General features: G+C 71.5%; 27 protein-coding genes. 14 read left to right on the top strand and 13 right to left on the bottom strand.

Annotated elements, in window-relative coordinates; translation table 11 throughout:
• The first annotated feature begins 64 nt into the window (after window positions 1–64).
• Both ACWEN0_RS13875 and ACWEN0_RS13880 read left to right on the top strand, forming a co-directional pair.
• Window positions 65–1,231 carry a Kelch repeat-containing protein gene (locus ACWEN0_RS13875; protein WP_451972866.1) on the top strand — a complete coding sequence of 389 codons (1,167 nt, stop codon included), beginning with the start codon at window positions 65–67 and terminating at the stop codon, window positions 1,229–1,231.
• A gap of 99 nt (window positions 1,232–1,330) precedes the next feature.
• Window positions 1,331–2,311 (top strand): malate dehydrogenase, encoded by a 981-nt coding sequence (locus tag ACWEN0_RS13880; protein WP_451972868.1) that lies wholly within the window; start codon window positions 1,331–1,333, stop codon window positions 2,309–2,311.
• A gap of 57 nt (window positions 2,312–2,368) precedes the next feature.
• On the opposite strand, the gene ACWEN0_RS13885 is transcribed toward ACWEN0_RS13880, so the two are convergent.
• From ACWEN0_RS13885 to ACWEN0_RS13895, 3 genes are read right to left on the bottom strand one after another with little or no spacing between them, the layout of a single operon-like run.
• The gene (locus ACWEN0_RS13885; protein ID WP_451972870.1) at window positions 2,369–2,950 is read right to left on the bottom strand and encodes a dihydrofolate reductase family protein; all 582 of its coding nucleotides are present in this window, start codon (window positions 2,948–2,950) and stop codon (window positions 2,369–2,371) included.
• The gene (locus tag ACWEN0_RS13890) at window positions 2,947–3,417 is read right to left on the bottom strand and encodes an SRPBCC family protein (protein WP_451972872.1); all 471 of its coding nucleotides are present in this window, start codon (window positions 3,415–3,417) and stop codon (window positions 2,947–2,949) included. Before ACWEN0_RS13890 ends, ACWEN0_RS13885 begins: the two co-directional genes overlap by 4 nt.
• Before the next feature lie 2 nt (window positions 3,418–3,419).
• Entirely contained in the window at window positions 3,420–3,761 is a 342-nt protein-coding gene (locus tag ACWEN0_RS13895; protein WP_451972874.1) for an ArsR/SmtB family transcription factor, read from the bottom strand.
• A 116-nt stretch (window positions 3,762–3,877) separates the two neighbouring features.
• On the opposite strand from ACWEN0_RS13895, the gene ACWEN0_RS13900 reads away from it, so the two are divergent.
• Window positions 3,878–4,474, top strand: coding sequence for a ClpP family protease (locus tag ACWEN0_RS13900; RefSeq protein ID WP_451972876.1), 597 nt, complete (start codon window positions 3,878–3,880; stop codon window positions 4,472–4,474).
• 103 nt (window positions 4,475–4,577) lie between these two features.
• Here the strand turns inward: ACWEN0_RS13900 and ACWEN0_RS13905 are convergent, their stop codons facing one another.
• From ACWEN0_RS13905 to ACWEN0_RS13920, 4 genes are all read right to left on the bottom strand, one after another.
• Window positions 4,578–6,632, bottom strand: a complete 2,055-nt coding sequence (locus ACWEN0_RS13905) for a M3 family metallopeptidase (RefSeq protein ID WP_451972878.1) — start codon at window positions 6,630–6,632, stop codon at window positions 4,578–4,580.
• A 103-nt stretch (window positions 6,633–6,735) separates the two neighbouring features.
• Complete coding sequence (locus ACWEN0_RS13910; protein ID WP_451972879.1) at window positions 6,736–7,443, bottom strand: histidine phosphatase family protein; 708 nt, start codon at window positions 7,441–7,443, stop codon at window positions 6,736–6,738.
• Between the two features lie 24 nt (window positions 7,444–7,467).
• The gene (locus tag ACWEN0_RS13915; RefSeq protein WP_451972881.1) at window positions 7,468–8,310 is read right to left on the bottom strand and encodes an undecaprenyl-diphosphate phosphatase; all 843 of its coding nucleotides are present in this window, start codon (window positions 8,308–8,310) and stop codon (window positions 7,468–7,470) included.
• 1 nt (window position 8,311) lies between these two features.
• Window positions 8,312–9,349, bottom strand: a complete 1,038-nt coding sequence (locus ACWEN0_RS13920; protein ID WP_451972883.1) for an LLM class F420-dependent oxidoreductase — start codon at window positions 9,347–9,349, stop codon at window positions 8,312–8,314.
• Between the two features lie 87 nt (window positions 9,350–9,436).
• Between ACWEN0_RS13920 and ACWEN0_RS13925 the strand changes: the two genes are divergently transcribed.
• The 3 genes from ACWEN0_RS13925 (at window position 9,437) to ACWEN0_RS13935 (ending at window position 11,731) form a co-directional block, all read left to right on the top strand.
• Window positions 9,437–10,405 (top strand): aldo/keto reductase, encoded by a 969-nt coding sequence (locus tag ACWEN0_RS13925; protein WP_451972885.1) that lies wholly within the window; start codon window positions 9,437–9,439, stop codon window positions 10,403–10,405.
• A 91-nt stretch (window positions 10,406–10,496) separates the two neighbouring features.
• Entirely contained in the window at window positions 10,497–11,510 is a 1,014-nt protein-coding gene (locus tag ACWEN0_RS13930) for a YncE family protein (RefSeq protein ID WP_451972887.1), read from the top strand.
• Complete coding sequence (locus ACWEN0_RS13935; protein WP_451972889.1) at window positions 11,507–11,731, top strand: DUF5703 family protein; 225 nt, start codon at window positions 11,507–11,509, stop codon at window positions 11,729–11,731. Before ACWEN0_RS13930 ends, ACWEN0_RS13935 begins: the two co-directional genes overlap by 4 nt.
• Here the strand turns inward: ACWEN0_RS13935 and ACWEN0_RS13940 are convergent.
• The 6 genes from ACWEN0_RS13940 to ACWEN0_RS13965 all read right to left on the bottom strand — a co-directional run bounded on the left by ACWEN0_RS13940 (window position 11,720) and on the right by ACWEN0_RS13965 (window position 16,634).
• Entirely contained in the window at window positions 11,720–12,247 is a 528-nt protein-coding gene (locus ACWEN0_RS13940) for a GNAT family N-acetyltransferase (RefSeq protein WP_451972891.1), read from the bottom strand. The two genes, ACWEN0_RS13935 and ACWEN0_RS13940, sit on opposite strands and share 12 nt — an antisense overlap.
• A 60-nt stretch (window positions 12,248–12,307) precedes the next feature.
• Window positions 12,308–13,054, bottom strand: coding sequence for an SRPBCC family protein (locus ACWEN0_RS13945; protein ID WP_451972893.1), 747 nt, complete (start codon window positions 13,052–13,054; stop codon window positions 12,308–12,310).
• Window positions 13,044–13,643, bottom strand: coding sequence for an ArsR/SmtB family transcription factor (locus tag ACWEN0_RS13950; RefSeq protein WP_451972895.1), 600 nt, complete (start codon window positions 13,641–13,643; stop codon window positions 13,044–13,046). The genes ACWEN0_RS13945 and ACWEN0_RS13950 overlap by 11 nt, the downstream gene beginning before the upstream one ends.
• 31 nt (window positions 13,644–13,674) lie before the next feature.
• Window positions 13,675–14,568 (bottom strand): alpha/beta fold hydrolase, encoded by an 894-nt coding sequence (locus ACWEN0_RS13955; RefSeq protein WP_451972897.1) that lies wholly within the window; start codon window positions 14,566–14,568, stop codon window positions 13,675–13,677.
• Window positions 14,568–15,890 carry a M20/M25/M40 family metallo-hydrolase gene (locus ACWEN0_RS13960; RefSeq protein ID WP_451972899.1) on the bottom strand — a complete coding sequence of 441 codons (1,323 nt, stop codon included), beginning with the start codon at window positions 15,888–15,890 and terminating at the stop codon, window positions 14,568–14,570. Before ACWEN0_RS13960 ends, ACWEN0_RS13955 begins: the two co-directional genes overlap by 1 nt.
• A 90-nt stretch (window positions 15,891–15,980) precedes the next feature.
• Window positions 15,981–16,634, bottom strand: a complete 654-nt coding sequence (locus ACWEN0_RS13965; protein WP_451972901.1) for a GntR family transcriptional regulator — start codon at window positions 16,632–16,634, stop codon at window positions 15,981–15,983.
• Window positions 16,635–16,753: 119 nt separating this feature from the next.
• Here ACWEN0_RS13965 and ACWEN0_RS13970 point away from each other — a divergent pair, with 119 nt between their 5' ends.
• The 8 genes from ACWEN0_RS13970 to ACWEN0_RS14005 all read left to right on the top strand — a co-directional run bounded on the left by ACWEN0_RS13970 (window position 16,754) and on the right by ACWEN0_RS14005 (window position 24,416).
• A complete protein-coding gene (locus ACWEN0_RS13970; RefSeq protein WP_451972903.1) occupies window positions 16,754–17,509 on the top strand; it encodes an HpcH/HpaI aldolase family protein in 756 nt (251 codons plus the stop codon).
• The gene (locus ACWEN0_RS13975; RefSeq protein WP_451972905.1) at window positions 17,506–18,822 is read left to right on the top strand and encodes an MFS transporter; all 1,317 of its coding nucleotides are present in this window, start codon (window positions 17,506–17,508) and stop codon (window positions 18,820–18,822) included. Before ACWEN0_RS13970 ends, ACWEN0_RS13975 begins: the two co-directional genes overlap by 4 nt.
• Window positions 18,819–19,610, top strand: coding sequence for a carbon-nitrogen hydrolase family protein (locus ACWEN0_RS13980; RefSeq protein WP_451972907.1), 792 nt, complete (start codon window positions 18,819–18,821; stop codon window positions 19,608–19,610). Before ACWEN0_RS13975 ends, ACWEN0_RS13980 begins: the two co-directional genes overlap by 4 nt.
• Window positions 19,611–19,730: 120 nt before the next feature.
• Window positions 19,731–20,594, top strand: coding sequence for a TetR family transcriptional regulator C-terminal domain-containing protein (locus tag ACWEN0_RS13985; protein ID WP_451972909.1), 864 nt, complete (start codon window positions 19,731–19,733; stop codon window positions 20,592–20,594).
• Window positions 20,594–21,487 (top strand): 3-keto-5-aminohexanoate cleavage protein, encoded by an 894-nt coding sequence (locus tag ACWEN0_RS13990; RefSeq protein WP_451972911.1) that lies wholly within the window; start codon window positions 20,594–20,596, stop codon window positions 21,485–21,487. Before ACWEN0_RS13985 ends, ACWEN0_RS13990 begins: the two co-directional genes overlap by 1 nt.
• Window positions 21,480–22,409, top strand: a complete 930-nt coding sequence (locus ACWEN0_RS13995; RefSeq protein WP_451972913.1) for a 3-hydroxyacyl-CoA dehydrogenase NAD-binding domain-containing protein — start codon at window positions 21,480–21,482, stop codon at window positions 22,407–22,409. The genes ACWEN0_RS13990 and ACWEN0_RS13995 overlap by 8 nt, the downstream gene beginning before the upstream one ends.
• Window positions 22,402–22,824: a thioesterase family protein gene (locus ACWEN0_RS14000; protein ID WP_451972915.1), complete on the top strand. Its 423-nt coding sequence runs from the start codon at window positions 22,402–22,404 to the stop codon at window positions 22,822–22,824. Before ACWEN0_RS13995 ends, ACWEN0_RS14000 begins: the two co-directional genes overlap by 8 nt.
• Before the next feature lie 32 nt (window positions 22,825–22,856).
• Window positions 22,857–24,416, top strand: a complete 1,560-nt coding sequence (locus tag ACWEN0_RS14005; protein ID WP_451972917.1) for an ABC transporter substrate-binding protein — start codon at window positions 22,857–22,859, stop codon at window positions 24,414–24,416.
• The last annotated feature ends 1 nt before the right edge of the window (window position 24,417 follow it).

Here is a 24,417-nt window from a genome sequence, read left to right on the forward strand (position 1 = left end):
ACCGGAAGACCGGCCTTCGGGCAACCGCTTGACGATCATCACCACCGCCCCCGATGGTCGGCACATGACCGCACAGACCGCCACCTGGGCACCCACCGGCGACCTCCCCTGGCCCCGCGCGTGGGACCACCCCTACGAAGGACCGGTCCTCCTCCACGACGGCCGCGTCCTCGCCGCGGGCGGAGGCGACGCCCGCGGCGCCAAGACCTACGCCGACACCGCCCTCCACGACCCCGCCACCGGCCAGTGGACCGTCACCGGCGCACTCGCCACCAGCCGCCGCGCCCACACCCTGACCACACTCCAGGACGGCCGCGTCCTCGCCGTCGGCGGCGGCCACGGCCACCCGTCGATCACCCCGTGGGCCCTGGCCACGGCCGAGCTCTACGACCCGGCCACCGGCAGCTGGACGCCCACCGGCTCGCTCGGCCAGAGCCGCCACGGCCACTCCGCCACCCTCCTGCCCGACGGCCGGGTCCTCGTCGCCGGCGGCGCGACCGACCAGCCACCCCTGCCCACCCAGGTGATCACGAACACCGCCGAGCTCTACGACCCCGCCACCGGCACCTGGACCACCACCGCCCCGATGCTCCACGCACGGGCGTCCTTCCCCGCCGTCCCGCTGCCCGGCGGCCACGTCATGGCCGTCTCCGGCGTCGTCGAAACCGGCGCCGACCTCACCGGCCTCACCTTCTGCGAAACCTACGACCCCGCCACGGGCACCTGGACACCCGCCGACCCGATCGGCACCCCGGTACCCGGCGAGACCGGCCTGCCGCGGGTCTTCGCCCAGGCGGTCGCCCTCGACGACGGCTCGATCCTGCTCACCGGCGGCCACCAGGGCGGCCCGCTCCAGTGGAGCTACTCACCCTTCAGCCTCGCCGACGCCGAACGGTACGACCCCGTCACCCGACGCTGGGCGCCGGTCGCCCCGATGGGCATCGGCCGCGACGAACACCGCCTGATCAAGCTCGACTCCGGCCAGGTCATCGCCATCGGCGGCCTCGAATACGGCGGCTACGACACCGGGTACCAGCACTCCGAAACCTACGACCCCGCCACCGGCCGGTGGGGCCCGAGGACCGGCCTCTCCGCACCCCGCGCCAAGTTCGGCGCCGTCAAGCTCGCCGACGGCCGGGTCCTCATCGCCGGCGGTGCCGCCCAGCTCGGCGGCGCCAGCCCCACCGGCGACCACGTCCTGATCACCGGCACCGACCTGTACACCCCGTAATCGATCCAGCGAGAGTGACTGGACGCACCCGAACGGCGACCACGAGGAGGGATAGGCTCCAAGGCACTAGCCAAAGTCGTCTCAAGCTGGAGAACCGCAATGACCCAAGCCCCTGTCAACGTGACCGTCACCGGCGCCGCCGGCCAGATCGGCTACGCGCTGCTCTTCCGCATCGCGTCCGGTCAGCTGCTCGGCAGCGACGTCCCGGTGAAGCTGCGGCTCCTCGAGATCCCGCAGGCGGTCAAGGCGGCCGAGGGCACCGCCATGGAGCTCGACGACGGCGCGTTCCCGCTCCTGGCCGGCATCGACATCTTCGACGACCCGAAGCAGGCCTTCAGCGGCACCAACATCGCCCTCCTGGTCGGCGCCCGCCCCCGCAGCAAGGGCATGGAGCGCGGCGACCTCCTCGAGGCCAACGGCGGCATCTTCAAGCCCCAGGGCGAAGCCATCAACGCCGGCGCCGCCGACGACGTCAAGGTCCTCGTGGTCGGCAACCCGGCCAACACCAACGCCCTCATTGCCCGCTCGCACGCCCCCGACGTGCCCGCCGACCGCTTCACCGCGATGACCCGCCTCGACCACAACCGCGCCCTCGCCCAGCTGTCCAAGAAGCTCGGCGTACCCGTCACCGAGATCAAGAAGCTCGCCATCTGGGGCAACCACTCGGCCACCCAGTACCCCTCGGTCCAGCACGCCGAGGTCGCCGGCAAGGCCGTCGACGTCGACCAGGCCTGGCTCGAGAGCGACTTCATCCCGACCGTCGCCAAGCGCGGCGCCGCGATCATCGAGGCCCGCGGCCTCTCCTCCGCCGCTTCGGCCGCCTCCGCCGCCATCGACCACGTCTACACCTGGGTCAACGGCACCCCGGCCGGCGACTGGACCTCCGCCGCGGTCGTCTCCGACGGCTCCTACGGCGTCCCCGAGGGCCTCATCTCGTCCTTCCCCGTCACCGCCAAGGACGGCAAGTACGAGATCGTCCAGGGCCTGGAGATCGACGACTTCTCCCGCACCCGCATCGACGCCTCCGTCGCGGAGCTCGTCGAGGAGCGCGACACCGTGCAGAAGCTCGGCCTCATCTGAGCCTGACCCACGCGAAAGGGGCCACCGTCCACGCAGGACGGTGGCCCCTTCTTGCTGTCAACCGGTCTTCAACGGCCCGGCGACCTCGTACGTGCTGAGCAGGACGCCCGACGGCGTCGGCGTCGTCCCGGCGAAGTCGAACGTCTGCCCCGGAGAGCCCTCCGCGAACAGCCGCTTGCCCGTACCCACCAGCACCGGGTAGACGACCAGCACCACCTCGTCCGCGAGCCCGTGCTCCAGCAGCACCGACGTCAGCGTGGAACTGCCCGTCAGCACCAGCCCCGGACCGTCCTGCGCCTTGAGCCGCTGCACGCCCGCCACGGGATCCGGCCCGACCCCCTCGGCCGGCCCCCAGCCGAGATCGTCCGGACGGTGCGTGACGACGTACTTCGTCGCCGCGTTCAGGCGATCCGCCATCGGCAGGCCCGTCACCGTCGGCCAGAAGCCCGAGAAGATGTCGTAGGTGCGCCGGCCGAGGAGCAGGTCGAACCGATCGCCATGAGCGGACAACATCGCCCCCGCACCGGCCGGAGTCCGGTACGGCCCGGTCCAATCGGGGTACGGGAAGCCGTCCCCGTCGGCCGAGTTCTGGATCACGCCGTCCAGCGACACGTGCTCGATGATCTTCAGCGTCCTCATCCGGCCAGCACCTCGTCGAGCTGGGGCATCGCGGCGCGCAGGCCGGCTTCCATGCCCGGGGTCGTCCGTTCCATCGCCGCCAACCCGGAAAACCGGGTGACGCACGTCATGCGCGACCCCGACGGCGTCGTCTCGAACGCGAACGTCATCGACGCCGGCATGTCCTCGTCCTCGGCGTTGTCCTCACCGTCGTCCGCCGCGAACGAGTCGATCGGGTTCACCGCCGTGAACCTCCACGCACCACTCCACTTCTCCCCGTCCGCCCCGGTCAGGAAGTACTCCGCGCGGCCCCCGACCCGGAAGTCGTGGTGGGTGAACGTCGCGGGCGCGGCCGGCGGCCCCCAGAACCGCTCCAGCTGCCGCGGATCGGCCCAGGCCTCCCACAGCCGCCGCTGCGAGACCGGGAAATCGGCCACCAGCGTCAACGTGAGCGCCTCGGGATCTTTCGTCACCGACGTGACAGGCATAGTCAGTCTTCCTTCCCCAGCAGCACCTCATCGAGCTGCGCCACCCGCTGACGCCACACCGCCTCGAAGGAGTCGAGCAGCTCACCGGCCCGCCGCAGCCGCTCCCGGCTCGCCGAGACCCGCTGCTCCCGCCCGTTCGCCCGCTTGCGCACCAGACCCGCCCGCTCGAGCACGGCCACGTGCTTCTGCACGGCCGCGAAGCTCATCTCGTAGTGCGCGGCGAGCTCGGACACCGACGGCGTCTCCGTGATCGAGCGCGCCAGGATGTCGCGGCGCGTGCCGTCGGCCAGCGCCCGGAAGAGCTGGTTGAGCGACTCCTCGGTCTCTCCCTCAAGTACAACCATGTCGTTGTACGTTAGCCGGGGCCGGCCCCGGTGACAAGACTCCGCTCCCAGCGAACTCCGCACGCTCACAGCGAAACCACACCCCGGCCCGCGATCTTCCGCCCTACCTTCGGGCCATGACACTCTCCGCCGTGCCCGCGATGCAGGCCCCGAACCAGTCCCCCGACGACTCGGTCTACCAGCAGCTCCTGCGCGACCGCATCGTCTTCCTCGGCTCCGAAGTCACCGACGAGGTGGCCAACCGGATCATCGCCCAGCTCCTCCTGCTCGCCGCCGACGACCCGGCGAAGGACATCACCTTCTACATCAACTCACCCGGCGGCTCCGTCACCGCCGGCATGGCCATCTACGACACCATGCAGCTCGTCAAACCCGACGTCTCGACGTACGGGCTCGGCTTCGTCGCCTCCATGGGCCAGTTCCTGCTCTCCTCCGGCACCCCCGGAAAGCGCTACCTGCTGCCCAACACGCGGATCGTCATGCACCAGCCCTCGGCCGGCATCAGCGGCGCCGCCACCGACATCGCCATCCAGGCCGAGGTCTTCGGCCGGATGAAGCGCCGCATCGCCGAGATCACCGCACGCCAGACCGGCCAGACGGTCGAGCGCATCACCGCCGACGCCGACCGCGACCGCTGGTTCGACGCCGACGAAGCTCTGACTTACGGCTTCGTCGACCACATCGTCGCGGGCGAGCAGAGCGCCACGGCCTGAGCGGCCTCCCGTGTCTTGGCTTGTCTTTGTTCCCCGAACATGACTGTGGGCCCGGTATTTTCAACACCGGGCCCACAGTATAGGTCGTTATACAGTTGAAGACTCAGACTCCGTCGAGCCCTCGGCGGGCCAGCAACGGCTCGATCTCCGGGTCGCGGCCGCGGAACGCGCGGAAGGCGTCCATCGGGTCGATGCTGCCTCCCCGGCCCAGCAGGGTGCGGCGGAAGTGGTCGCCGTTCTCGCGGGTCAGTCCCCCGCTCTCCCGGAACCACTGGACGGTGTCGGCGTCGAGCACCTCGCTCCAGATGTAGGAGTAGTACCCGGCGCTGTAGCCGCCGCTGAAGATGTGGGCGAAGTACGTGGTGCGGTAGCGCGGCGGGATGGCTTCGACGGCCACGCCGGCCTTCACCAGGGCGTCCGTCTCGAACCGCTGCACCTCCCCCACCCGGTCGTCGACGCCGAGGCCGTGCCAGGCCTGGTCGAGCAGTGACGCGGCCAGGTACTCGGTGGTGGAGAAGCCTTCGCCGTACTGCTGGCTGGCGAGGAGCTTGTCGACCTGCTCCTGGGGCAGCGCCTCGCCCGTCTCGTGGTGCTTGGCGTAGTTGGCCAGCACCTCCGGCCACAGCATCCACATCTCGTTGACCTGCGAGGGGTATTCGACGAAGTCGCGGGGCACGTTGGTGCCCGAGAACGTCGGGTAGCGGACCGCCGAGAGCAGGGCGTGCAACGCGTGCCCGAACTCGTGGAACGCGGTGACGACCTCGTCGAAGGTCAGCAGGGTCGGCTCACCGGCCGGCGGCTTGCCGACGTTGAGCACGTTGACCACGACCGTCTTGCGGTCCAGCAGCTGCGACTGGTCGACGAAGGTGTTCATCCACGCGCCGCCGCGCTTGGCGTCACGGGCGTAGAGGTCGAGCAGGTACAGCCCGAGCGGCGTGCCGTCGGCGTCGAACACCTCGAAGGTCCGGACCTCCGGGTGGTACTTCGGGAGGTCGGTCCGCTCGGTGAAGGTGAGCCCGTACAGCTTGGTGGCGGCGAAGAAGACGCCGTCGGCGTACACGCGGTCCGCCTCGAAGTACGGGCGCAGGGCCTCGGTGTCGACGTCGAAGCGTTCCCGGCGGACCTGCGTGGCGTAGTACGGCCAGTCCGACGGCCGCAGCGTCGCGCCCGGAACGTCGGCTTCGAGCAGTTGCTGGAGCTCCGCCGCCTCGGTGCGGGCGTTCGCCACCGCCGCCGGGGCGAGGCGTTCCAGGAGCCCGGCGGCGGCTTCGGCCGTCTTCGCCGTCTCGTCCGCGATGACGTACGCGGCGTGGTTCGGGTAGCCGAGCAACGCGGCCCGCTCGGCGCGCAGCCGCACGATGTCCGCGACGACGCCGTTGTTGTCGTAATCGTTGCCGCGGTTGCCCCGCGCCATCGACGCCGTGTGGATCCGCGCGCGGACTTCGCGGTCGCGCAGGGTCTCCAGCGGGGACGCCTGGCTCGTCGGCAGGGTCAGCGGGATGACGTACTTGCCGTCCTCGCCGCGGGCCGACGCCGCTTCGGCGGCCGTGGCGATCGCGCCGTCGCCGAAGCCCGCCAGTTCCGCGCGGTCTTCGATGACGACCGCGAGCTCGTTGGTGTCCTTGAGCAGGTTCTGCTGGAACTTCGTCTGCAGCGTGGACAGCTCACCGTTCAATTCCCGCAGGCGAGCCTGCTCGGCCTCGCCGAGCCCGGCACCCGCGCGGCTGAAGTCGAGGTGCTGGCGTTCCAGCAGGCGCCGCGACTCCTCGTCCAGGCCAAACTCGTCACGCTTCGCGTGGAGGGCGTCGATCCGGGCGAACAGCTTCGGGTTCAGGTGGATCGCGTCGTGGTGCGCGGCCAGCTTCGGCGCGAACTCCGCCTGGATGGCCTGGATCTCGTCGGTGCTGTTGGAGCCGGACAGGTTGTAGAACACGCTCGCGACCCGGCCCAGCAGCTCACCCGAACGCTCGAGGGCGACGACGGTGTTCTCGAAGGTCGGCTCGGCGTCCTGCGCCGCGATCCGCTCGATCTCCGCCGAGTGCTCGGCCAGGCCCGCCTCGAACGCGGGCCGGTAGTGCTCGTCGCCGATCCGGTCGAACGGCGGCAGGGCGTAGGGCAGTTCGCTGGGTGCGGCGAACGGGTTGTCCGGCGAAATCATCGGCGCAGGCTCCTGGTCGGGGTGCAACTCGTGCAACTCTCGGTCCCGCCACCCTACGGGTTCCGCAGGGGCGGATGTCAGCGCTTTCCGGAGGTGGCCAACCTCACCGGCCGGTGGTACCGCCCACGACGGCGTCGCTGCTCGACGCGGCCTTCTTGCCGCGCTTCGGCTTGGGCGCCGGCGGCACGATCCCGCGCAGGTCGCCGCCGTGGTCGTTGACGCGCATGACGAAAGGCCGCGTCTCGGTGTAGCGCACCACCGAGATCGACGCCGGGTCGACGACGATCCGCTGGAAGGCGTCGAGGTGCTGGCCGAGGGCGTCGGCGAGGATGGACTTGATCACGTCCCCGTGGCTGCACAGCAGCCAGACGGCGTGGTCGCCGTGCTCGGCGGCGATCCGCCGGTCGTGCGCGCGGACGGCCGCCACCGAGCGCGCCTGCATCTGGGCGAGCCCTTCGCCGCCCGGGAACACCGCCGCCGAGGCGTGCGCCTGCACGACCCGCCAGAGCGGCTCCTTCGCGAGGTGCTTGAGCTCCTTGCCGGTCCAGTCGCCGTAGTCCACTTCGGACAACCCGGGCTCGACGAGCTTCTCCAGACCGCGCGCGGCGGCCAGCGGCCCGACGGTCTGCTTGCACCGCAGCATGGGTGAGACGACGAGCCCCGAAAGGGGCACGCCGTCCAGCCGCTCGACCAGCTTCTCCGCCTGGGCGCGGCCCGTGTCGTCGAGGTTGACCTTCGGGGACCGCCCGGCCAGGACACCGGAGCCGTTGGCCGTCGACTTGCCGTGCCTGAGCAGAATGACCGTACTCACGAAGCCCACCCTACGTGGACGCGATCAGTGGCTCACGGGGCCCGCGTTCGGGTCCAGCACGCCGGTGAAGATCAGCACGAACAGCAGCACGCCGAGCGCGAGCCGGTACACCACGAACGGGACGAAGCTGCGCTTCTTGATGTAGGCCATCAGCCAGGCGATCACGGCGTAGCCGACGCCGAAGGCGACCAGGGTGGCCAGGATCGTCGGGCCCCACTGGGCCGGCACGCCGCCCGAGCCGATGTCCTTGAGCTTGTACACGCCCGAGCCGAACACGGCCGGCAGCGCCAGCAGGAACGAGTACTCCGCCGCCTCGGCGCGCGTGTAGCCCAGCAGCAGGCCCGCGCTGGTCGTGCCGCCCGAGCGGGACACCCCCGGGATGAGCGCCAGCGCCTGGGCGAAGCCGAACCCGAGCCCGTGCGGCACGGTCAGGTGGTCCAGGGTCCGCTCCTGCTTCCCGACGCGGTCGGCGTACAGCAGGATCAGGCCGAACACGATGAGCACGGTCGCGGTGATCCGCAGGTCGCGGAACGCGCTGTCGATCTGGTCCTGCAGCAGCAGGCCGAGCACCACGATCGGCAGCGAGCCGACGATGATCAGCCAGCCCAGCCGCGCGTCCGGGTCCTGGCGCCAGTCCTTCTTGTACAGCGAGAAGAACCAGGCCTGCAGGATCCGGCCGATCTTCTTGCCGAAGTAGATGATCACCGCGAGCTCGGTGCCGATCTGGGTCACCGCGGTGAACGCCGCGCCCGGGTCGTCCCAGCCGACGAGCGCCGCGACGATCCGCAGATGCGCGCTCGAGGAGACCGGCAGGAACTCCGTCAGGCCCTGGACCAGGCCCAGCACGAGTGCTTCGAACCACCCCACGTCAGGCCACCCCCGCCGTCTCGAGGGCTTCGACGGCGGTGCGCAGCGCGCCCGCCGCGTCCTCGGTGTACGGCGACACCGACAGGGTCGTCACGCCGGCCTCGGCGTATTCGGTCATCTTCTCCGCGATCCGTTCTTTCGGGCCCAGCAGCGACGTCGCGTCGAGGAACGCCGGCGGCACCGCCGCCATCGCCCCCGCCCGGTCGCCGGCCAGGTACTTCTCCTGTACTTCCGCGGCTTCGGCTTCGAAGCCCATCCGGCAGGCGAGCCGGTTGTAGAAGTTCTTCTCCCGGCTGCCCATGCCGCCGAGGTAGAGCGCCGCGTAGCCGCGGACGGCGTCCGCGCAGGCCGTCCAGTCGTCGCCGGGCACCAGGGGCACGCTCGGGGCGACGTCGAAGCCGTCCAGCGTGCGGCCGGCCCGCCCGGCGCCGGTCCGCAGCTGCGCGAGCTGCTCCCCCGCGTGCGCCGGCGAGAAGAACACCGGCAGCCAGCCGTCGGCGAGCTCGCCGGTCAGCTCCAGGTTCTTCGGGCCGATCGCGGCCAGGTAGAGCGGGATGTGCTTGCGGGCCGGGCGGACGGTCAGCCGCAGTGCCTTGCCCGGGCCGTCCGGCAGCGGCAACGTGAAGTGCTCGCCGTCGAACCTCAGCCGTTCGCGCCGCAGGGCCGACCGCACGATCGTGGCGTACTCGCGGGTGCGGCCCAGCGGCGAGGCGAAGCGGACGCCGTGCCAGCCCTCCGACACCTGCGGCCCGGAGACGCCCAGCCCGAGCCGGAACCGGCCGCCCGAGAGCGTGTCCAGGGTCGCGGCGGTCATCGCGGTCATCGCCGGCGTCCGGGCCGGGATCTGCAGCACGGCGGCGCCGACGTCGATCCGCTTCGTGTGCGCGGCGATCCACGTCAGCACGGTGACGGCGTCCGAGCCGTAGGCCTCCGCGGCCCACACGACGGCGAAGCCGAGCTCCTCCGCCCGGGTCGCCAAGGCCAGGTTCGCGGGGTCGTTCCCCGCGCCCCAGTAGCCGAGATTCAGTCCGAGTCGCACGGGGCCAGACCCTAACGGGGGCCCTTGGGGGCGACACGACTCACCTTGGTCAGGTCCGGACGGGTGAGCCCACTAGGCTCGGCGGTCGTGGAAAAGCGACTGCTCGGCCGCTCGGGACTGCGCGTCTCGCGGATGGCGCTCGGCACCATGACCTGGGGTGGCGACACCGACGCGGAGGAGGCGGCCAGCCAGCTGGTGGCCTTCGTCGACGCCGGCGGCACCCTGGTGGACACGGCCGACATCTACGGGGAAGGCGAGAGCGAGCGGGTGCTCGGCTCGCTGCTGGGCGACCTCGTCCCCCGCGACGACGTGGTGCTCGCGACCAAGGCCGTCGCCAAGCGCACCGACGGCCCGTTCGGCGGCGGCGCCTCCCGCGGCGCGCTCCTCACCGCGCTCGACGGCTCGCTGAAGCGGCTCGGCACCGACCACATCGACCTCTGGCAGCTGCACGCGTGGGACAGCTGCGTGCCGATCGCCGAGACCCTCGCCGCCCTCGAGTACGCCGTGACCAGCGGCAAGGTCCGGTACGTCGGCGTCTCGAACTACGCGGGCTGGCAGCTGGCGACCGCCGCCGCCGGGGCCGCGGCCGTCGCACCGATCGTCTCCACCCAGGTCGAATACTCGCTGCTGGAGCGCGGCGTCGACCGCGAGGTCGTCCCGGCGGCCGAACACCACGGCATCGGGCTGCTGCCCTGGGCGCCGCTCGGCCGCGGCGTGCTGACCGGCAAGTACCGCTCCGGCACGCCCGCCGACTCGCGCGGCGCGAACAGCGCGTACGCCGGCTACGTCGAGCACCACCGCACCGACCGGGCCGCCCGGATCGTGCAGGCGGTCGCCACCGCCGCCGACGGGCTCGGCACGTCGCCGCTGGCCGTGGCCCTGGCGTGGGTCCGCGACCGGCCCGGCGTGGTCGCCCCGGTCGTCGGGGCCCGCGACACCGGCCAGCTCACCGGTTCGCTGACGGCGGAGGAGATCACCCTGCCGCCGGCGATCCGCTCGGCACTGGACGACGTCAGCGCGATCGAGGCCGGTTACCCCGAACGCTGGCCGCGGTAGGTGTCTGTTGGGTGACACGTACGTGACGGCAAAGGGATCGAGGAGCATGCTGGTGAAGACCATCCGCCGAGGGACACCAGGAGGCACGAACGTGCGTCGGCTCGCCGCCGTGGCGTGGATCGCGGTCCCGCTCGCCGGTGCTCTGGTGCTCTCGGGCTGCTCTTCGGCCAAGTCCACCGGCGACGACCTGCAGATCGTCGCGAACCCGGTCGCCGCGCGCCCCGCCGTCTCCCCCGCGGTGACCGCGAAACCCGCTGGTCAGACCCTCACGACCGGGTCGGTGTCGGCTTTGGCCGTCGATCCGAAGACCTCGACGCTCGTCGTCGCGGTTTCCGAGCCGCCGTCGTTGCGGCTGTACGACCTGAACGCGCTCGCGTCCGCCCCGGTGAATATGCCGTTATACGGCAAGGCCGGGAAGCTGACCGTGACGCCGGGGCGGGTCGAGATCGCGGAGCCGGCGCAGGGTGTGGTGCAGCAGCTGACGTTGCCGGACCGGAAGCTGACCGAGACTAAGACGGGCGGGCAGCCGGCGTCGAGCATCGCCTACGGCGCCGACCGGCTGGTCGCGATGGGGGCGGCGAAGGACATCCAGGTGCTGCCGGCGGCGGGTCCGGCGCGGACGATCGGCGGGCAGCTCTACAGCGCCGACGACGTCGTGGACACCGGGAAGGGTGTCGTGGTGCTGGACCGGCTGCGGACGGCGGTGTTCTCGGTCGACGTCGCGGCCGGGAAGGTCAACGAGGGCCTGCGGGCCGGGGACGGCGCGGCCAACGCCGTGGCGGACTCCTACGGGCGGGTGCTGGTGACGGACGCGCGGGCGGGGGCCCTGCTGGCGTTCTCGGCGGGCCCGCTGATCCTGCGGCAGCGCTACCCGGTGCCGGGCGGCGTGTACGGGATCGCCTACGACGCGCGGCGGAGCCTGGCTTGGGTGACGCTCACCGAGCGGAACGAGGTGGTCGGGTTCGACGTCCGCGGCGGCGAGCCCGTCGAGAAGTACCGGTTCCCCACCGTGCGCCAGCCGGACTCGGTCGGGGTCGACGAGAAGAGCGGCCGGGTGTTCGTCGGCTCGGCCGCCGGAGAAGGGACCCAGGTGATCCAGCCATGACAGCGGTCAGCGAGGCGGTGGTCGAAGGGGATTGGGAGTACCGCCGTCTGCACCTCCCCCCGGGTGTGTCCCGGCGTGCGGCGGCGATCCAGCTCTCCATCCACGCGGAGTTCGCGGGCTGGGAACTGCGTACCGTGCGGCTCTACGCCGACGGCACGCGGCGGGTGTGGCTGCGCCGCAAGAAGACCTCGGCGAGCCTGCCCGGCGCGCTACCGACCTAGCCGCCTGATCTCGTACTCGACTTCGGTCTGCCCGTCGCCGCCGGAGGCGAACTCCCGCACGAACGACATCCCCGCGGCGGTCGCGGTCGCGCGCGAGGCGGCGTTCGCCGCCGCGGTCTGGGCGAAGACGCGGTCGAGCCCCAGTTCGGTGAAGCCGTACCGGATCAGCTCCCGCGCCCCCTCGGCGGCGTAACCGCGACGCCACCGGCTGCGCCGCAGCCGGAACCCGAGATCGGCCTCGCCTTCGACGGGCGGCTGGTCCGGCCCGTGCGGCGGCCGCAGCAGCCACCAGCCGACGAACTCGTCGCCGGCGAACCCGGCCCAGTACCCGAATCCCTCCCCCGCGGCGGCCAGCCGGCGTTCGTGCGCGGCTTCCGCCTCCGCCCGGGTCAGCGCGCGGCCACCCAGGTACCGCATCACCGCCGGGTCGGCGTCGAGCTCGACTTCCAGCTGCCGGTGCTCGTCGGCGAGCGGCACCAGGGTGAGCCGCTCGCTGCGCAACGTCGGTTGGCCCATGACTCCGATCATCGCAGCGGCGGCAACCGGTTTGGCCGACGCCGTCCAGCCGCTCGGCGGTCAACCGAGCACACGGTCCAGCCAGTCGCCCCAGGCCTTCTCCGCGACCTCGGCGTCCGCTCCCGGGCCGAAGAGGTGGTGGGACGCGACCATCGGGCCGTGGAAGCCGCGCAGGAACCGGATCATCGCGTCCGGTGTCCGGATCCCGGCGTTCTGGTCGTTCACCGCGTAGACGACGCCCTCCCGCGTGACGCCGTCCTCGAGCGTGAACCGGACGCGGTCGCCCTGGGCCGGGCGCGCGGGAAGACCGAGGGCCGCCCCCAGCCGCGTCCACGCCCCGGGCCAGTCCCCCACCGGTGGTCCGAACGCCGTCACCGGCACCGCGGTGCGGCCGGCGAAGTGTGTGACGTACTCGACGAGCGTGCGGAAGAACATCGCGCCGCCCGCGGTCATCGCCTCGAACTCGTCCTCCCAGTCGTCGCCGGGCAGGAAGCCGCTGGTCACGCAGCGGACGACCGAGCTGCCGGCGTCGCGGCCCTCGACGAGGAACTCGTAGGCGATCGTCCGGCCGTCCGGCGCGGGTTCGCTGCCGTAGACCAGCTTCTCGAGCGGGTCCCACTCCCGGATGCGGTACTCCGGCCGGTAGCCGCCGAACGCGCCGCGGACCACGCCGCCGGTGCCGCCCTCGACCTCGGTGCGCCCCATGAACCAGGAGTCGATGCCCGGGCCGGTGGCGATGGCTTCCCACACCTGTTCCGGCGTGGCGTCGACCTCGGCGGTCTCGGTCAGTTCGAACTCATGCCCCACTGGCGGTCTCCTCGGGAACGCTGGGGTGGACGGCGACGACCACCCGGTGCGGGCGGCCCTTCTCGGCCGTCTCGTCGTGGTACTTGCCGACCAGGGCCGTGACGGCCGCGGTCAGCTCTTCGGCGAACGCGGCCCGGTCGGCGGCCGAGGCGAAGCGGATCTCGCCGTCGAGCGCGAAGGTCGCGACGCGCTGCTTCGCCTTGGCCGAGCCGGTGATCAGCAGGCCGACGTCCCGCACCAGGCGACCGGCGACGGCGAGCAGCCACCGGGCCGAAAGCCGATCGGGTGACTGCGCGGGATCCGGCTGGACGGCGGCCAGCGCCGTCGGCGAAATGACGTACGAGGACGCCGTCGCCCGCATCATCCGCTCGGTGACGTTGCCCTTGCGGCGCTCCTCGACCAGCTCCACCAGGCCGTGCTGCTCCAGCGTCCGCAGGTGGTAGTTGACCTTCTGGCGCGGCAGGTCGACGCGCGCCGCCAGCATCGTCGCCGACGCGGGCTCGGCCAGCTCGGCGAGCAGCCGGGCGCGGACCGGGTCCAGGGAGACCTCGGCCGCGGCCGGGTCTTCGATCACCGCCACGGGGAACATGCGCCCAGCATCATGCCGAACAGAGAAGTTGTCAAGAACTCTCGTCTTGTCGGTAACTGGCGTTGACCAGGGCGACGACGCGCGGCAGCACCTGCGCCGCGGCTTCCAGGGGGACGACGTGCCCGACGCCGGGCAGCACCACGGCCGTCCCGTTGTCGAGGCCACCGACCCACTGCTCGACGTCGGACGCGCGGACGATCCGGTCGCGCTCCCCCACGATCGCCGTCACGGGCAGGCCGCCGACCTGCGTCAACGCCGCCTCTCGCGCGTAGGCGTCGAGCGCCGGGCGGAACAGCGACACGGTGTGCGGCCAGTTGCCGCGGATCATCTTCACCGTCAGCTCGACTATTTCCGGGTCCGGGTCGTCGCCGAAGAGCCACCACCGCAGGCCCGCGCTCACCGCCCGGCTGGTGTGCTCGCGGACGACGCCGAAGAGCTTCGAGCCGAGCACGGCTTCGAGGTCGCGGGCGAGCTTGCCCAGCGCGTTCGGCCACGCCGCCGACACCTCCGTGGCCAGCGTGCCCGACGACGTCGCGAGCAGCACCAGCCCGGACACGCGCGCGGCGAACAGGTCCGCGTGCCGCTGGGACAGCGACATGATCGCCAGGCCGCCCATGTCGTGCCCGACCAGGACCACGCGGCCGTCCGGGACCTCGCGCTCGACGAGCTCGGCGAGGTCGTCCCCGAGCTGGGTCATGGTCGCGGTGCCGCGCCGCGCCCGCCCGGACCCGCCGTGGCCGCGCTGGTCATAGGTCAGCACGGCCACCGCCCCCTCGGCCGCGTCCGGCACCAGTGGCGCGATCCGGCCCCAGCTGCGCTGGTTGAGCGCGTAGCCGTGGACGAACACCACGGTGACCGGCGCGGCCGGGTCGCCCCTGCGCACCACCTGCAGGGACGTACCGTCGGCGAGCGCGAACGCGGTCATCAGGACGTGCGCAGGAACCGGTCCAGCACGCGGGTGCCGAACTTCAGCGCCTCGACCGGGACGCGCTCGTCGACGCCGTGGAACAGCGCCGAGAAGTCGAGGTCCGCCGGCAGCTTGAGCGGGGCGAAGCCGAAGTTGCGGATGCCGAGGTCCTGGAACGACTTCGCGTCGGTGCCGCCGGAAAGCATGTACGGCAACGTCTTCGCGCCGGGGTCTTCGGCCAGCACGGCGGCGGTCATCGCGTCGACGAGCGCGCCGTCGAAGGTCGTCTCGACCGGCGGGAGCTCCATCCACTCCTTCTCGATGTCCGGGCCGAGCAGCTCGTCGAGCTCGCGGTCGAACGCCTCGAGCCGGCCTGGCAGGATCCGGCAGTCCACAGCGGCTTCGGCGACCGACGGGATGACGTTCGACTTGTAGCCGGCGGTCAGCATGGTCGGGTTGGCGGTGTCGCGCAGGGTCGCGCCGATCATCCGGGAGATGTTGCCCAGCTTGGCGACCGAGCCTTCGAGGTCGTCTTCGGGGAAGTCCCAGCCGGTGATCTCGGTGACGCCCGCGAGGAACTCCTTCACCGAGTCCGTGAGGACGAGCGGGAAGCGGTGGTTGCCGAGCTTCGCGACGGCTTCGGAGAGCTTCGTGACCGCGTTGTCGCGGTGGATCATCGAGCCGTGGCCCGCGGTGCCACGCACGCGCAGCTTCATCCAGCGGATGCCCTTTTCGGCGGTCTCGATGAGGTACGCGCGGACGTCGTCCTTGAGCGTGATCGAGAAGCCGCCGACCTCGCTGATCGCCTCGGTGACGCCCTCGAAGAGGTCGGGGCGGTTCTCGACGAGCCACTGGGCACCGAACTTGCCGCCGGCCTCTTCGTCGGCGAGGAAGGCGAACACGAGGTCGCGCGGGGGCACGACGTTGTTCATCTTGTAGTGCCGGGCCAGCGCGAGCGCCATCCCGCACATGTCCTTCATGTCAACCGCGCCGCGGCCCCAGACGTAGTCGTCCTGGACGGCGCCGGAGAAGGGGTGGACCGACCACTCGGACGGATCGGCGGGCACGGCGTCGAGGTGACCGTGGATGAGCAGCCCGCCCCGGGACCGGTCGGCGCCTTCGAGCCGCACGATGACGTTGTGCCGGTTCTTCCCGCCGGACTCGACGTAGGTGATCTCGTAGCCGGCGTCGGTCAGCTTCTCCGCGACGTACTCGGCCGCCGCCCGCTCGCCGACCAGCGTGTCGGGGTCGCCGGTGTTGGTCGTGTCGATGCGGATGAGCTCACTGGTCAGCGTGACGGCCTCGGCCGCGGCGGCTTCGATCAGGTTCGGTTCGGTCACCGGCCATTCCTATCATTCGCCAGGCCGGGTGCGCTGGCCACGGACCCGCGGTGGGACGCGGACCCGCCGCCGGCCCGGGCCCACGCCGGATCAGCCGCGGTCCAGGGCCGACACCACCTCGGACACCGGGCGCAGGTGCTGGTTCAGGATCCGCAGCGCCTCCTCGGCGTCGTGGGCGTCCAAAGCCGCCACCAGGGCGCGGTGCTCGGCGTCGATCACCGGCAGCCGCTCGGGGCGGGCCTCCAGGGCCCGCACCGCCACCCGCTGCTGGCGCGACCGCAGCGTGTCGTACAGCTCCGTCAGCACCGAGTTGCCCGCCGCGTTGACGATCGCCCGGTGGAACGACCGGTCCAGGCCCGACACCGCGAACCAGTCGCGCGCCTTGCCCGCGCGGTCCATCTCCTCGATCAACCCGGCCATCTCCGCCGGTGCGCCCGCCCGGGCCGTGCAGACCTCCGTGATCGCGTGGCCCTCGATCAGGCGACGGCTCTGGTAGACCTCCTCCAGCTCGCGCGCGGTGACCGTGCGGACCTGGGCGCCCTTGCGCGGCAGCAGGCTGATGAAGCGCTCGGCCTCCAGGCGGTGGAACGCCTCGCGGACCGGCGTGCGGGACACCCCGACCACGCCCGAGACCCACTGCTCGTCCAGGAACCGGCCCCCCTCGAGCTCGCCCGCGATGATCCCGTCGCGCAGCCAGGCGTACACGCGGTCCCGCGCCGGGCCGGCCGGTGCGCTGGTGGTCATGCCTCTCCCCTCGCTCTTCGAGCCGTCAGCTTAGCGTCTGGACCGACAGATATCCATCGTGTATACACGGTGCACACAACGACCGGAGCTACCGTCGTGAGTGCGCAGGAGGTTCCCCGATGTCCCCAGTCCCCGCCGACCGGCGCTACGCCGTCTGGCTCTCCGACCCGAGCTTCGCCGCGGCCGAAATCGCCCGCGGGATCGGCTACGGCGCCGCCGTCCTCGACATCGAGCACGGCGCGTTCGACCTGGCCGACCTCGAGCGGTTCGTCCCGTTCCTGCGCTCGCTCGGCCTGGAGGTGCTCGCGAAGGTCCTGGGCCCCGAGCGCGGCCCGATCCAGCAGGCCCTCGACTTCGGCGCCGACGCGGTCGTCATCCCGCACGTCGAGAACGCGGCGCACGCCGAGGCCGTCACGGCGTTCGCGAAGTTCCCGCCGCTGGGCGACCGCAGCTTCGCGGGCGGCCGCACGACCGGCTACCGCGGCTTCAGCGACGACTGGGTCGCCGAGCAGGACCGCGGCACGCGCTGCCTGCCGATGATCGAGGACGCGGGCGCGCTCGAGGACATCGCCGAAATCCTGGCACTGGACACAGTGGACGGTGTGTTCGTCGGCCCGTCGGACCTGTCCCTGCGCCGTGAGCGGGGCGCGTACACGCGTGAAGAAGGCGACTTCGCCGACCTCAAGCGCGTCGCCGACGCCGCCCGGGCCGCCGGGAAGCCGTGGGTGCTGCCCGCCTGGAGCCGCAAGGAGAAGGAGTTCGCCCTCGCCCACGGCGCCGGGCAGCTCGCGCTCACGATGCAGCACGGCGCCCTCATGGCCGGCCTCACGGCGGCCTTCGAGGAGACCACCTCTCTCGCGAAGCAGGCCCGATGACCACCGCGGTCCGCACGACGACGCGGGCGAAGACCCGCTGGACGATCGCGGGCGTGCTCGGCGTCGGCTCGTTCGTCAACTACGTCGACCGCGTCAACCTGTCCATCGCCGGGCCCGAGATGATGCGCGAGTTCCACCTCAGCGCGGCCCAGCTCGGCATCGTCGCCTCGGCGTTCCTGTGGACGTACGCCGTGCTGCAACTGCCGATCGGCGCGATCATCGACCGGATCGGCGTCCGCTGGGTCAACCGCGTGGCCGCCCTGCTGTGGGCGATCGCGTCGTTCCTGACGGCGTCGGCGGGCGGGCTCGGCCTGCTGATGGCGTCGCGGCTCGTGCTCGGCTTCGGCGAAGCGCCGACCATCCCGGCGGGCTGGAAGGCGATCGGCCAGTGGTTCCCGCGGTCGGAACGCGGCCGGGCCACCGCGATCTTCGACGGCTGCGCCAAGATCTCCAACGTCCTCGGCATCCCGGTGATGGCGTTCCTGGTGACGGCGTTCGGCTGGCACGCGGCGTTCGTCTTCACCGGCCTGCTCAGCATCGTCTACCTCCTCGTGTGGTGGCTGCTGTACCTGACGCCGAAGCAGGCCCTCGAACGTGGCCGCCTGTCGCCCGAGGAGTTCGCGTACCTGCGCGAAGGCGGCGCTGACGACGAAGACGCGCCCACACCCAGCTCGCTCACCGGGCTCGGGAACCTGCTGCGCCGCCGCAAGACCTGGGGCCTCGCGCTCGGGTACGCGTCCTACACCTACGCGTACTACGTCCTGCTGACCTGGCTCCCGGGCTACCTCGAGAAGCAGTTCGGCGTGAAGCTCCTGGCCGGCGGCTTCTACACGATGATCCCGTGGCTGGTCGCGGTGCTCGCGCAGTTCCTCGTCGGTGGCATCGTGCTCGACCGGCTCATCGCCCGCAGCGGCGACGAGACCAAGGCGCGCCGGATCGTGCTCGTCGCCAGCATGCTCGTCTCGCTGTCGGTCGCCGGTGCCGCCTACGCCGGGTCGGTCGCCGTCGCGCTGGTGTTCCTGTCGGTCGGGGCCGCCGGGCTGGCCGTCTCGGTGCCCGCCGGGTCCAGCATCGTCGCGGTCATCGCGCCGGAAGGCTGCTCGGGCACACTCGGCGGGCTGGTCAACTTCGTCGCCAACCTGATCGGCATCGCCGCGCCGATCGTGACCGGCGCCGTCGTGGACGTGACCGGCTCGTTCGCCGGCGCGTTCCTCGTCACCGGCGTGGTGCTGCTCGCCGGGATCTTCTGCTACACGGTCGTGCTCGGCAAACTCGACCGCATGCCCGCCGCTCCCCGGAAGGGAACCGCATGACGCACGTGGCTCTCGCGCAGTACGCGCCCGGCGACGACAAGGCCGCCAACCTCGCGCTCGTGACCAAGCTCGCCGGCGACGCGGCGGACCGCGGCGCCCGGGTGGTCCTGCTGCCCGAGTACGCGATGTTCACCGTCCCCGCGATGGACCACCGGTTCGTCGACTCCGCCGAGAACCTCGACGGCGAGTTCGTCACGGGCCTGCTCGCGCTCGCCGCGCAGCGGGGCCTCACGATCGTGGGCGGCATGAACGAACGCCTCGACGGCTCGCGGATCTCCAACACCCTGGTCGCGGTCGGCCCCGACGGCGTGAAGGCGCTCTACCGCAAGATCCACCTCTACGACGCGTTCGGCTTCCGCGAGTCCGACGTCGTCCGCGCCGGCGAGATCACCGAGCCGGAGACGTTCGAGGTCGACGGCGTCCGCTTCGGCCTCCAGACCTGCTACGACCTGCGCTTCCCGGAGGTGACGCGGCGGCTGGCCGACGCGGGTGCCGACGTCGTCCTGCTCCCGGCGGAGTGGGTGCCCGGGCCGCTGAAGGAGTACCACTGGAGCACGCTCGTCCGGGCCCGCGCGATCGAGAACACGCTCTACGTCGCCGCGGCGGGCCAGGCGGCGCCGACCGGCTCGGGCACGAGCATGCTCGTCGACCCGATGGGCGTGGTCGTCACGTCGCTCGGTGAGCAGACGGGGGTGGTCGTCGGCGAGGTGGCCGCGGAACGGATCGCCGAGGTGCGGCAGAAGAACCCGGCGCTGGAGCTGCGGCGGTTCTCGGTCGTCCCGCGCTGACGTCCCGTCCACTGTGGAGGACGGCGTCCGGCGAAGGCCCGCCCGATCCCCCTATTGCGCCCGACTGACTCATCAGTCAGGTCTTGCGATTACCGCAACGCGGGGTTACCGTCTCCTGGCATGGACGAAACCGCGGAGCTGCGGGACCGCATCCGCGGCCTGGTCAAGGCCATGCCGGGAGCCCAGCGGGAGTTCGCCGCCGCCATCGGGCTCGACGAAACGAAACTGTCCAAGGCGCTGAACGGCACCCGCCGGTTCTCGCCGCACGAACTGGTCCGCGTCGCCGAGCACTGCGGCGTCACGGTCAACTGGCTGCTCAACGGCAGCGACGACGCGGTCACCGTCACGGCGGTCCCCGCGCCGGCCGCCCGCCTGGCGAGCGACGACCCCGACCACCTCGCCCAGTCCGAACCGCGCCGCCGCATCCTGGAGACGGCGTGGACGCTGATCGCCGAACGCGGCTACCACAAGGTGCGCATCGCCGACATCGCCGAGGCGTGCGGCGTGAGCACCGCGACCATCCACTACCACTTCCCGGGCAAGACCGACGTCCTCAACGAAGCCCTGCGGCGCAACGTGAAACTGGCGTTCGACCGCCAGGTCGCCGAGCTGCACTCGGTCTCCGACGCGCAGGAGCGCCTGCACCGCCTGGTCGAGCTGCAGCTGCCGACCGACGGCGTCCTGCGCGCGGAATGGTCGGTGTGGCTGCAGGTGTGGAACGAAGTCGCGCTCGACCCGGCGTTCCGTTCGCTCTACACGGATTCGATCGACCGCTGGTACCGCACGATCGCCATGACGATCCGGACGGGCTGCGAGCAGGGCGTGTTCGGGGTGACCGACCCCGACGCGGCGACCACCCTGCTGACGGCGTTGATCGACGGCCTCGGCATCCAGGTACTGACCGGACGCCCGGGCAGCTCGGTCGAGAGCATGCGAGACCACCTGCACGACTTCATCGAAAGCTCGATCGTCAAGGGAGCCTGATGAACCACGAGGTCATCGTCACCTGCGCCCTCACCGGCGCCGGCGACACCGTCGGCCGGAGCCCGCACGTGCCCGTCACGCCCGCGCAGATCGCCGCGAGCGCCGTCGAAGCCGCGAACGCCGGGGCCGCCGTCGTCCACATCCACGTCCGGGACCCCGAGACCGGCTCGCCGTCGCGGGACGTCGCGCTCTACCGCGAAGTCGTGCGGCTGGTGAGGGAGTCCGATGTGGACGTCGTCGTCAACCTGACCGCCGGCATGGGCGGTGACCTCGTCATCGACCAGGAGGACCCGCTCAAGCCCGTCGACGGCACCGACCTCGTCAACGCGATGGACCGGCTGCCGCACGTCGAGGAGCTGCTGCCGGACATCTGCACGCTCGACTGCGGCTCGCTCAACTTCGGCGAGGGCAGCCAGCTGTACGTGTCCACTCCGGACATGCTGCGCGCCGGCGCCAAGCGGATCCAGGAGCTGGGCGTCAAGCCCGAGCTGGAAATCTTCGACACCGGGCACCTGTGGTTCGCGTCCAAAATGGTCGAAGAGGGCCTGATCGACGCGCCCCCGCTCTTCCAGCTCTGCATGGGGATCCCCTACGGCGCGCCCGTCGACCCGGGACTGCTGCAGGCCATGGTCAACCTGCTGCCGGACGGCGCGCAGTGGGCGTCGTTCGCGATCGGGCGGGACCAGATGCCGTGGGTCGCGCAGTCGGTGCTGCTCGGCGGGCACGTGCGGGTCGGGCTGGAGGACAACCTGTACCTGAGCAAAGGCGTGAAGGCGACCAACGGCCAGCTCGTGGACCGCGCCGTCGGGATCGTCCAGGACCTCGGCGCGACCGTGGTAAGCGCTTCCCGTGCCCGCGAGATCCTCGGCCTGAAGGAGCGCGTCCATGCCTGAAACGGTGGCGTGCGTCGGCGCCGGGGTGATCGGCGGCGGCTGGGTCGCGCACTTCCTCGCCCAGGGCTTCCACGTCCGGGCCTGGGACCCGGCCCCCGACGCCGAGGCGAAGCTGAAAAGGCTGGTTGACGCCGCCTGGCCGGCGCTGACCTCCCTCGGCCTGAAGGACGGCGCGAGCCGGGACAACCTCGTCGTCACGACCACGCTCGCCGAGGCGGTCGCCGACGCCGTGTTCGTCCAGGAAAGCGCGCCCGAGGACCTGCCGCTCAAGCAGAAGCTCCTCGCCGAGATCGACGCCGTCACCCCGGCCGGGATCGTCGTCGCGTCTTCGACGTCCGGTTACGGCATGACCGAGATGCAGGCCGACGCGGTCACGCCGGAACGGCTCGTGGTCGGGCACCCGTTCAACCCGCCCTACCTGATCCCGCTGGTCGAGGTCGTCGGCGGCGAACGCACCGAAGACCGGGCGGTCGCGCACGCCGCGAACTTCTACCGGCGCGTCGGCAAGACCGTGATCACCATGGACCGCGAGGTCCCCGGCTTCATCGCCAACCGCCTGCAGGAAGCCCTCTGGCGCGAGGCACTGCACATGGTCGCGAACGGTGAGGCGACGGTCGAGCAGATCGACACCGCCATCACCGACGGCCCCGGTCTGCGCTGGCCGGTGCAGGGCCCCATGCTCACCTTCCACCTCGCCGGCGGTGAAGGCGGGATGGCGCACATGCTCGACCACTTCGGGCCGTCGCTGAAGTCCCCGTGGACCCGCCTCGAAGCCCCCGAGCTGACCACCGAACTGCGCGATGCGGTCGTCGAGGGCTGCGAAGACGAGGCCGGGGAGCGCACGATCGCGGACCTGGTCGCCGAGCGCGACCGGGCGATCATCGCCATCCAGCGCGCCGTCGAGGAGGCCCGTGATGGCTGAACTGTCCTACCGCGACCGCGTCCGTCCGGAGTGGATCGACTACAACGGCCACCTCTCCGAGCCGTACTACGTCCTGGTCTTCGGCGACGCGACGACGTTCCTGATGGACACCGTCGGCCTCGGCCCGGAGCTCAGCGGTTCGTCCCTGTACACCGTGGAGGCCCACGTCCGGTACCTGCGCGAGGTCGGGCCGGACGCCGAGCTCGACGTCACCACGTCCGTGGTGGGCATCGGCGCCAAGAAGGTCCGGCTGTGCCACAAGCTGCGCGTCGCCGGGGACCTCGTCGCCACCGAAGAGATCCTGGCGATCCACGTGACGGATTCGAGAGCCTCGCCGCTCCCGGCCGAGGCCGTCGAGCGGCTGAAGCAGTACGTCAACCCGGTCCCGGACTACGCGGGGCGCGCCATCGCCTGACCGAACACCCGCTCCCACCGGAAGTCCCCACCATGGAAGAGCGATGTAGTCCTTTCACCCGCCGCAGGTTCCTCGCCGCGACCGGCGTCGCGCTGCTGGCCGCCGGCTGCGGTGCCACCTACGCCGCGCCGGTGCCGGCCGGCCCGCCCCGCTCCGGCGGCCGGCTGCGCGTCGGCGTCACCGGCGGCGGCGCGTCCGACACCCTCGACCCGCACACCCCGGCGACCAACCCGGACATCGCGCGGGTGATCAACCTCTACGAGCCACTCCTGGTCCGCGACCACGACTACAAGCTGGAGTTCCTGGTCGCGCGGTCGCTGACGGCGTCGCCGGACGCCCGGACGTGGACCGCCGTCCTCCGCGACGGCGTCAAGTTCCACGACGGGCGCCCGGTGACGGCGAACGACGTCGTCGCCACCTTCAAGCGGATCACGGACCCCAAGGACCCGAAGAGCGGCGCGGCCGGGCTGACCGTGCTGGCCGAGGTCGTGCCGAGCGGCGACCGGGCCGTCGAGTTCCGGCTGAACACGCCGAACGCCGGCTTCGACGACCTGCTCGGCCAGTACTCGCTCGGGATCGTCCCGGCCGACTTCGACGTGAAGCGCCCGATCGGCACCGGCCCGTTCAAGGCGGGCTCGTTCACCGCCGGGCTGCAGAGCACCTTCAGCCGCAACGAGCACTACTGGCGGCCGGGCCAGCCCTACCTCGACGAACTGGTGCTGATCAACTTCGCCGACGACGACGCCCGCATCAACGCGCTGCTCTCGTCCCAGGTGGACGCCATCGACCAGGTGCCGGTGGCCCTGGTCGACGTGCTGAACAGCGACCCGCGGATCCAGGTGCTCGCCGCGGAGACCGGCACCTGGCTGCCGTTCACCATGCGCGTCGACCGGCCGCCGTTCGACGACGTCCGGGTGCGCCAGGCCATGCGGTTGGTGGTCGACCGGGAGCAGATGATCAACCAGGTCCTCAGTGGACAGGGCCGCCTCGGCAACGACCTCTACGCCCCCTTCGACCCCGCCTATGCCAAGGAACTCCCCCAGCGCAAGCAGGACATCGACGCGGCGAAACGGCTCCTCGCCGAGGCCGGGCACGCCACTTTGGACGTCGAGCTGGTGACCGCGCCCATCCAGGCGGGGGCGGTCGAGGCGGCGCAGGTGTTCCAGCAGCAGGCCAAGGCGGCGGGCATCAACGTCAAGATCCGCAAGCTCGACACCACGACGTTCTACGGCGAGAACTACCTGTCCTGGGACTTCGCCCAGGACTTCTGGTACACCCGCAACTACCTGCCGCAGGTCGCCGTCGGGTCGCTGCCGAAGGCGCCCTACAACGAGACGCACTGGCACGACCCGGAGTTCGTCGACCTGGTCACCCGCGCCGGGGCGACGACCGACGCCGCCGAGCGGACCAACCTGCTCAAACGGGCGCAGAAGATCGAATACGACCGCGGCGGCCTGATCGTCTGGGGTTTCGTCAACCAGGTCGACGCGTACCAGAAGTACGTCGCCGGGCTCGTCCCGGACCGGACCGGGATCTCGCTGAGCGGCTACCAGTTCCGCACCGCGTGGCTCGGCACGAGCGGGGAGGCGTGAG

It is taken from the genome of Amycolatopsis sp. NPDC004378 (assembly GCF_053602455.1).

Excerpts from the sequence above, each read along its gene's own strand:
- ACWEN0_RS13970 (WP_451972903.1), top strand. The coding sequence starts at position 16,754 with ATGTCCCCAGTCCCCGCCGACCGGCGCTACGCCGTCTGGCTCTCCGAC.
- ACWEN0_RS13990 (WP_451972911.1), top strand. The coding sequence starts at position 20,594 with ATGAACCACGAGGTCATCGTCACCTGCGCCCTCACCGGCGCCGGCGAC.
- ACWEN0_RS13890 (WP_451972872.1), bottom strand. The coding sequence starts at position 3,417 with ATGCCTGTCACGTCGGTGACGAAAGATCCCGAGGCGCTCACGTTGACG.
- ACWEN0_RS13985 (WP_451972909.1), top strand. The coding sequence starts at position 19,731 with ATGGACGAAACCGCGGAGCTGCGGGACCGCATCCGCGGCCTGGTCAAG.
- ACWEN0_RS14005 (WP_451972917.1), top strand. The coding sequence starts at position 22,857 with ATGGAAGAGCGATGTAGTCCTTTCACCCGCCGCAGGTTCCTCGCCGCG.
- ACWEN0_RS13880 (WP_451972868.1), top strand. The coding sequence starts at position 1,331 with ATGACCCAAGCCCCTGTCAACGTGACCGTCACCGGCGCCGCCGGCCAG.
- ACWEN0_RS13885 (WP_451972870.1), bottom strand. The coding sequence starts at position 2,950 with ATGAGGACGCTGAAGATCATCGAGCACGTGTCGCTGGACGGCGTGATC.
- ACWEN0_RS13975 (WP_451972905.1), top strand. The coding sequence starts at position 17,506 with ATGACCACCGCGGTCCGCACGACGACGCGGGCGAAGACCCGCTGGACG.
- ACWEN0_RS13875 (WP_451972866.1), top strand. The coding sequence starts at position 65 with ATGACCGCACAGACCGCCACCTGGGCACCCACCGGCGACCTCCCCTGG.
- ACWEN0_RS13965 (WP_451972901.1), bottom strand. The coding sequence starts at position 16,634 with ATGACCACCAGCGCACCGGCCGGCCCGGCGCGGGACCGCGTGTACGCC.
- ACWEN0_RS13940 (WP_451972891.1), bottom strand. The coding sequence starts at position 12,247 with ATGGGCCAACCGACGTTGCGCAGCGAGCGGCTCACCCTGGTGCCGCTC.
- ACWEN0_RS13895 (WP_451972874.1), bottom strand. The coding sequence starts at position 3,761 with ATGGTTGTACTTGAGGGAGAGACCGAGGAGTCGCTCAACCAGCTCTTC.
- ACWEN0_RS13995 (WP_451972913.1), top strand. The coding sequence starts at position 21,480 with ATGCCTGAAACGGTGGCGTGCGTCGGCGCCGGGGTGATCGGCGGCGGC.
- ACWEN0_RS14000 (WP_451972915.1), top strand. The coding sequence starts at position 22,402 with ATGGCTGAACTGTCCTACCGCGACCGCGTCCGTCCGGAGTGGATCGAC.
- ACWEN0_RS13900 (WP_451972876.1), top strand. The coding sequence starts at position 3,878 with ATGACACTCTCCGCCGTGCCCGCGATGCAGGCCCCGAACCAGTCCCCC.
- ACWEN0_RS13935 (WP_451972889.1), top strand. The coding sequence starts at position 11,507 with ATGACAGCGGTCAGCGAGGCGGTGGTCGAAGGGGATTGGGAGTACCGC.
- ACWEN0_RS13980 (WP_451972907.1), top strand. The coding sequence starts at position 18,819 with ATGACGCACGTGGCTCTCGCGCAGTACGCGCCCGGCGACGACAAGGCC.
- ACWEN0_RS13905 (WP_451972878.1), bottom strand. The coding sequence starts at position 6,632 with ATGATTTCGCCGGACAACCCGTTCGCCGCACCCAGCGAACTGCCCTAC.
- ACWEN0_RS13955 (WP_451972897.1), bottom strand. The coding sequence starts at position 14,568 with ATGACCGCGTTCGCGCTCGCCGACGGTACGTCCCTGCAGGTGGTGCGC.
- ACWEN0_RS13950 (WP_451972895.1), bottom strand. The coding sequence starts at position 13,643 with ATGTTCCCCGTGGCGGTGATCGAAGACCCGGCCGCGGCCGAGGTCTCC.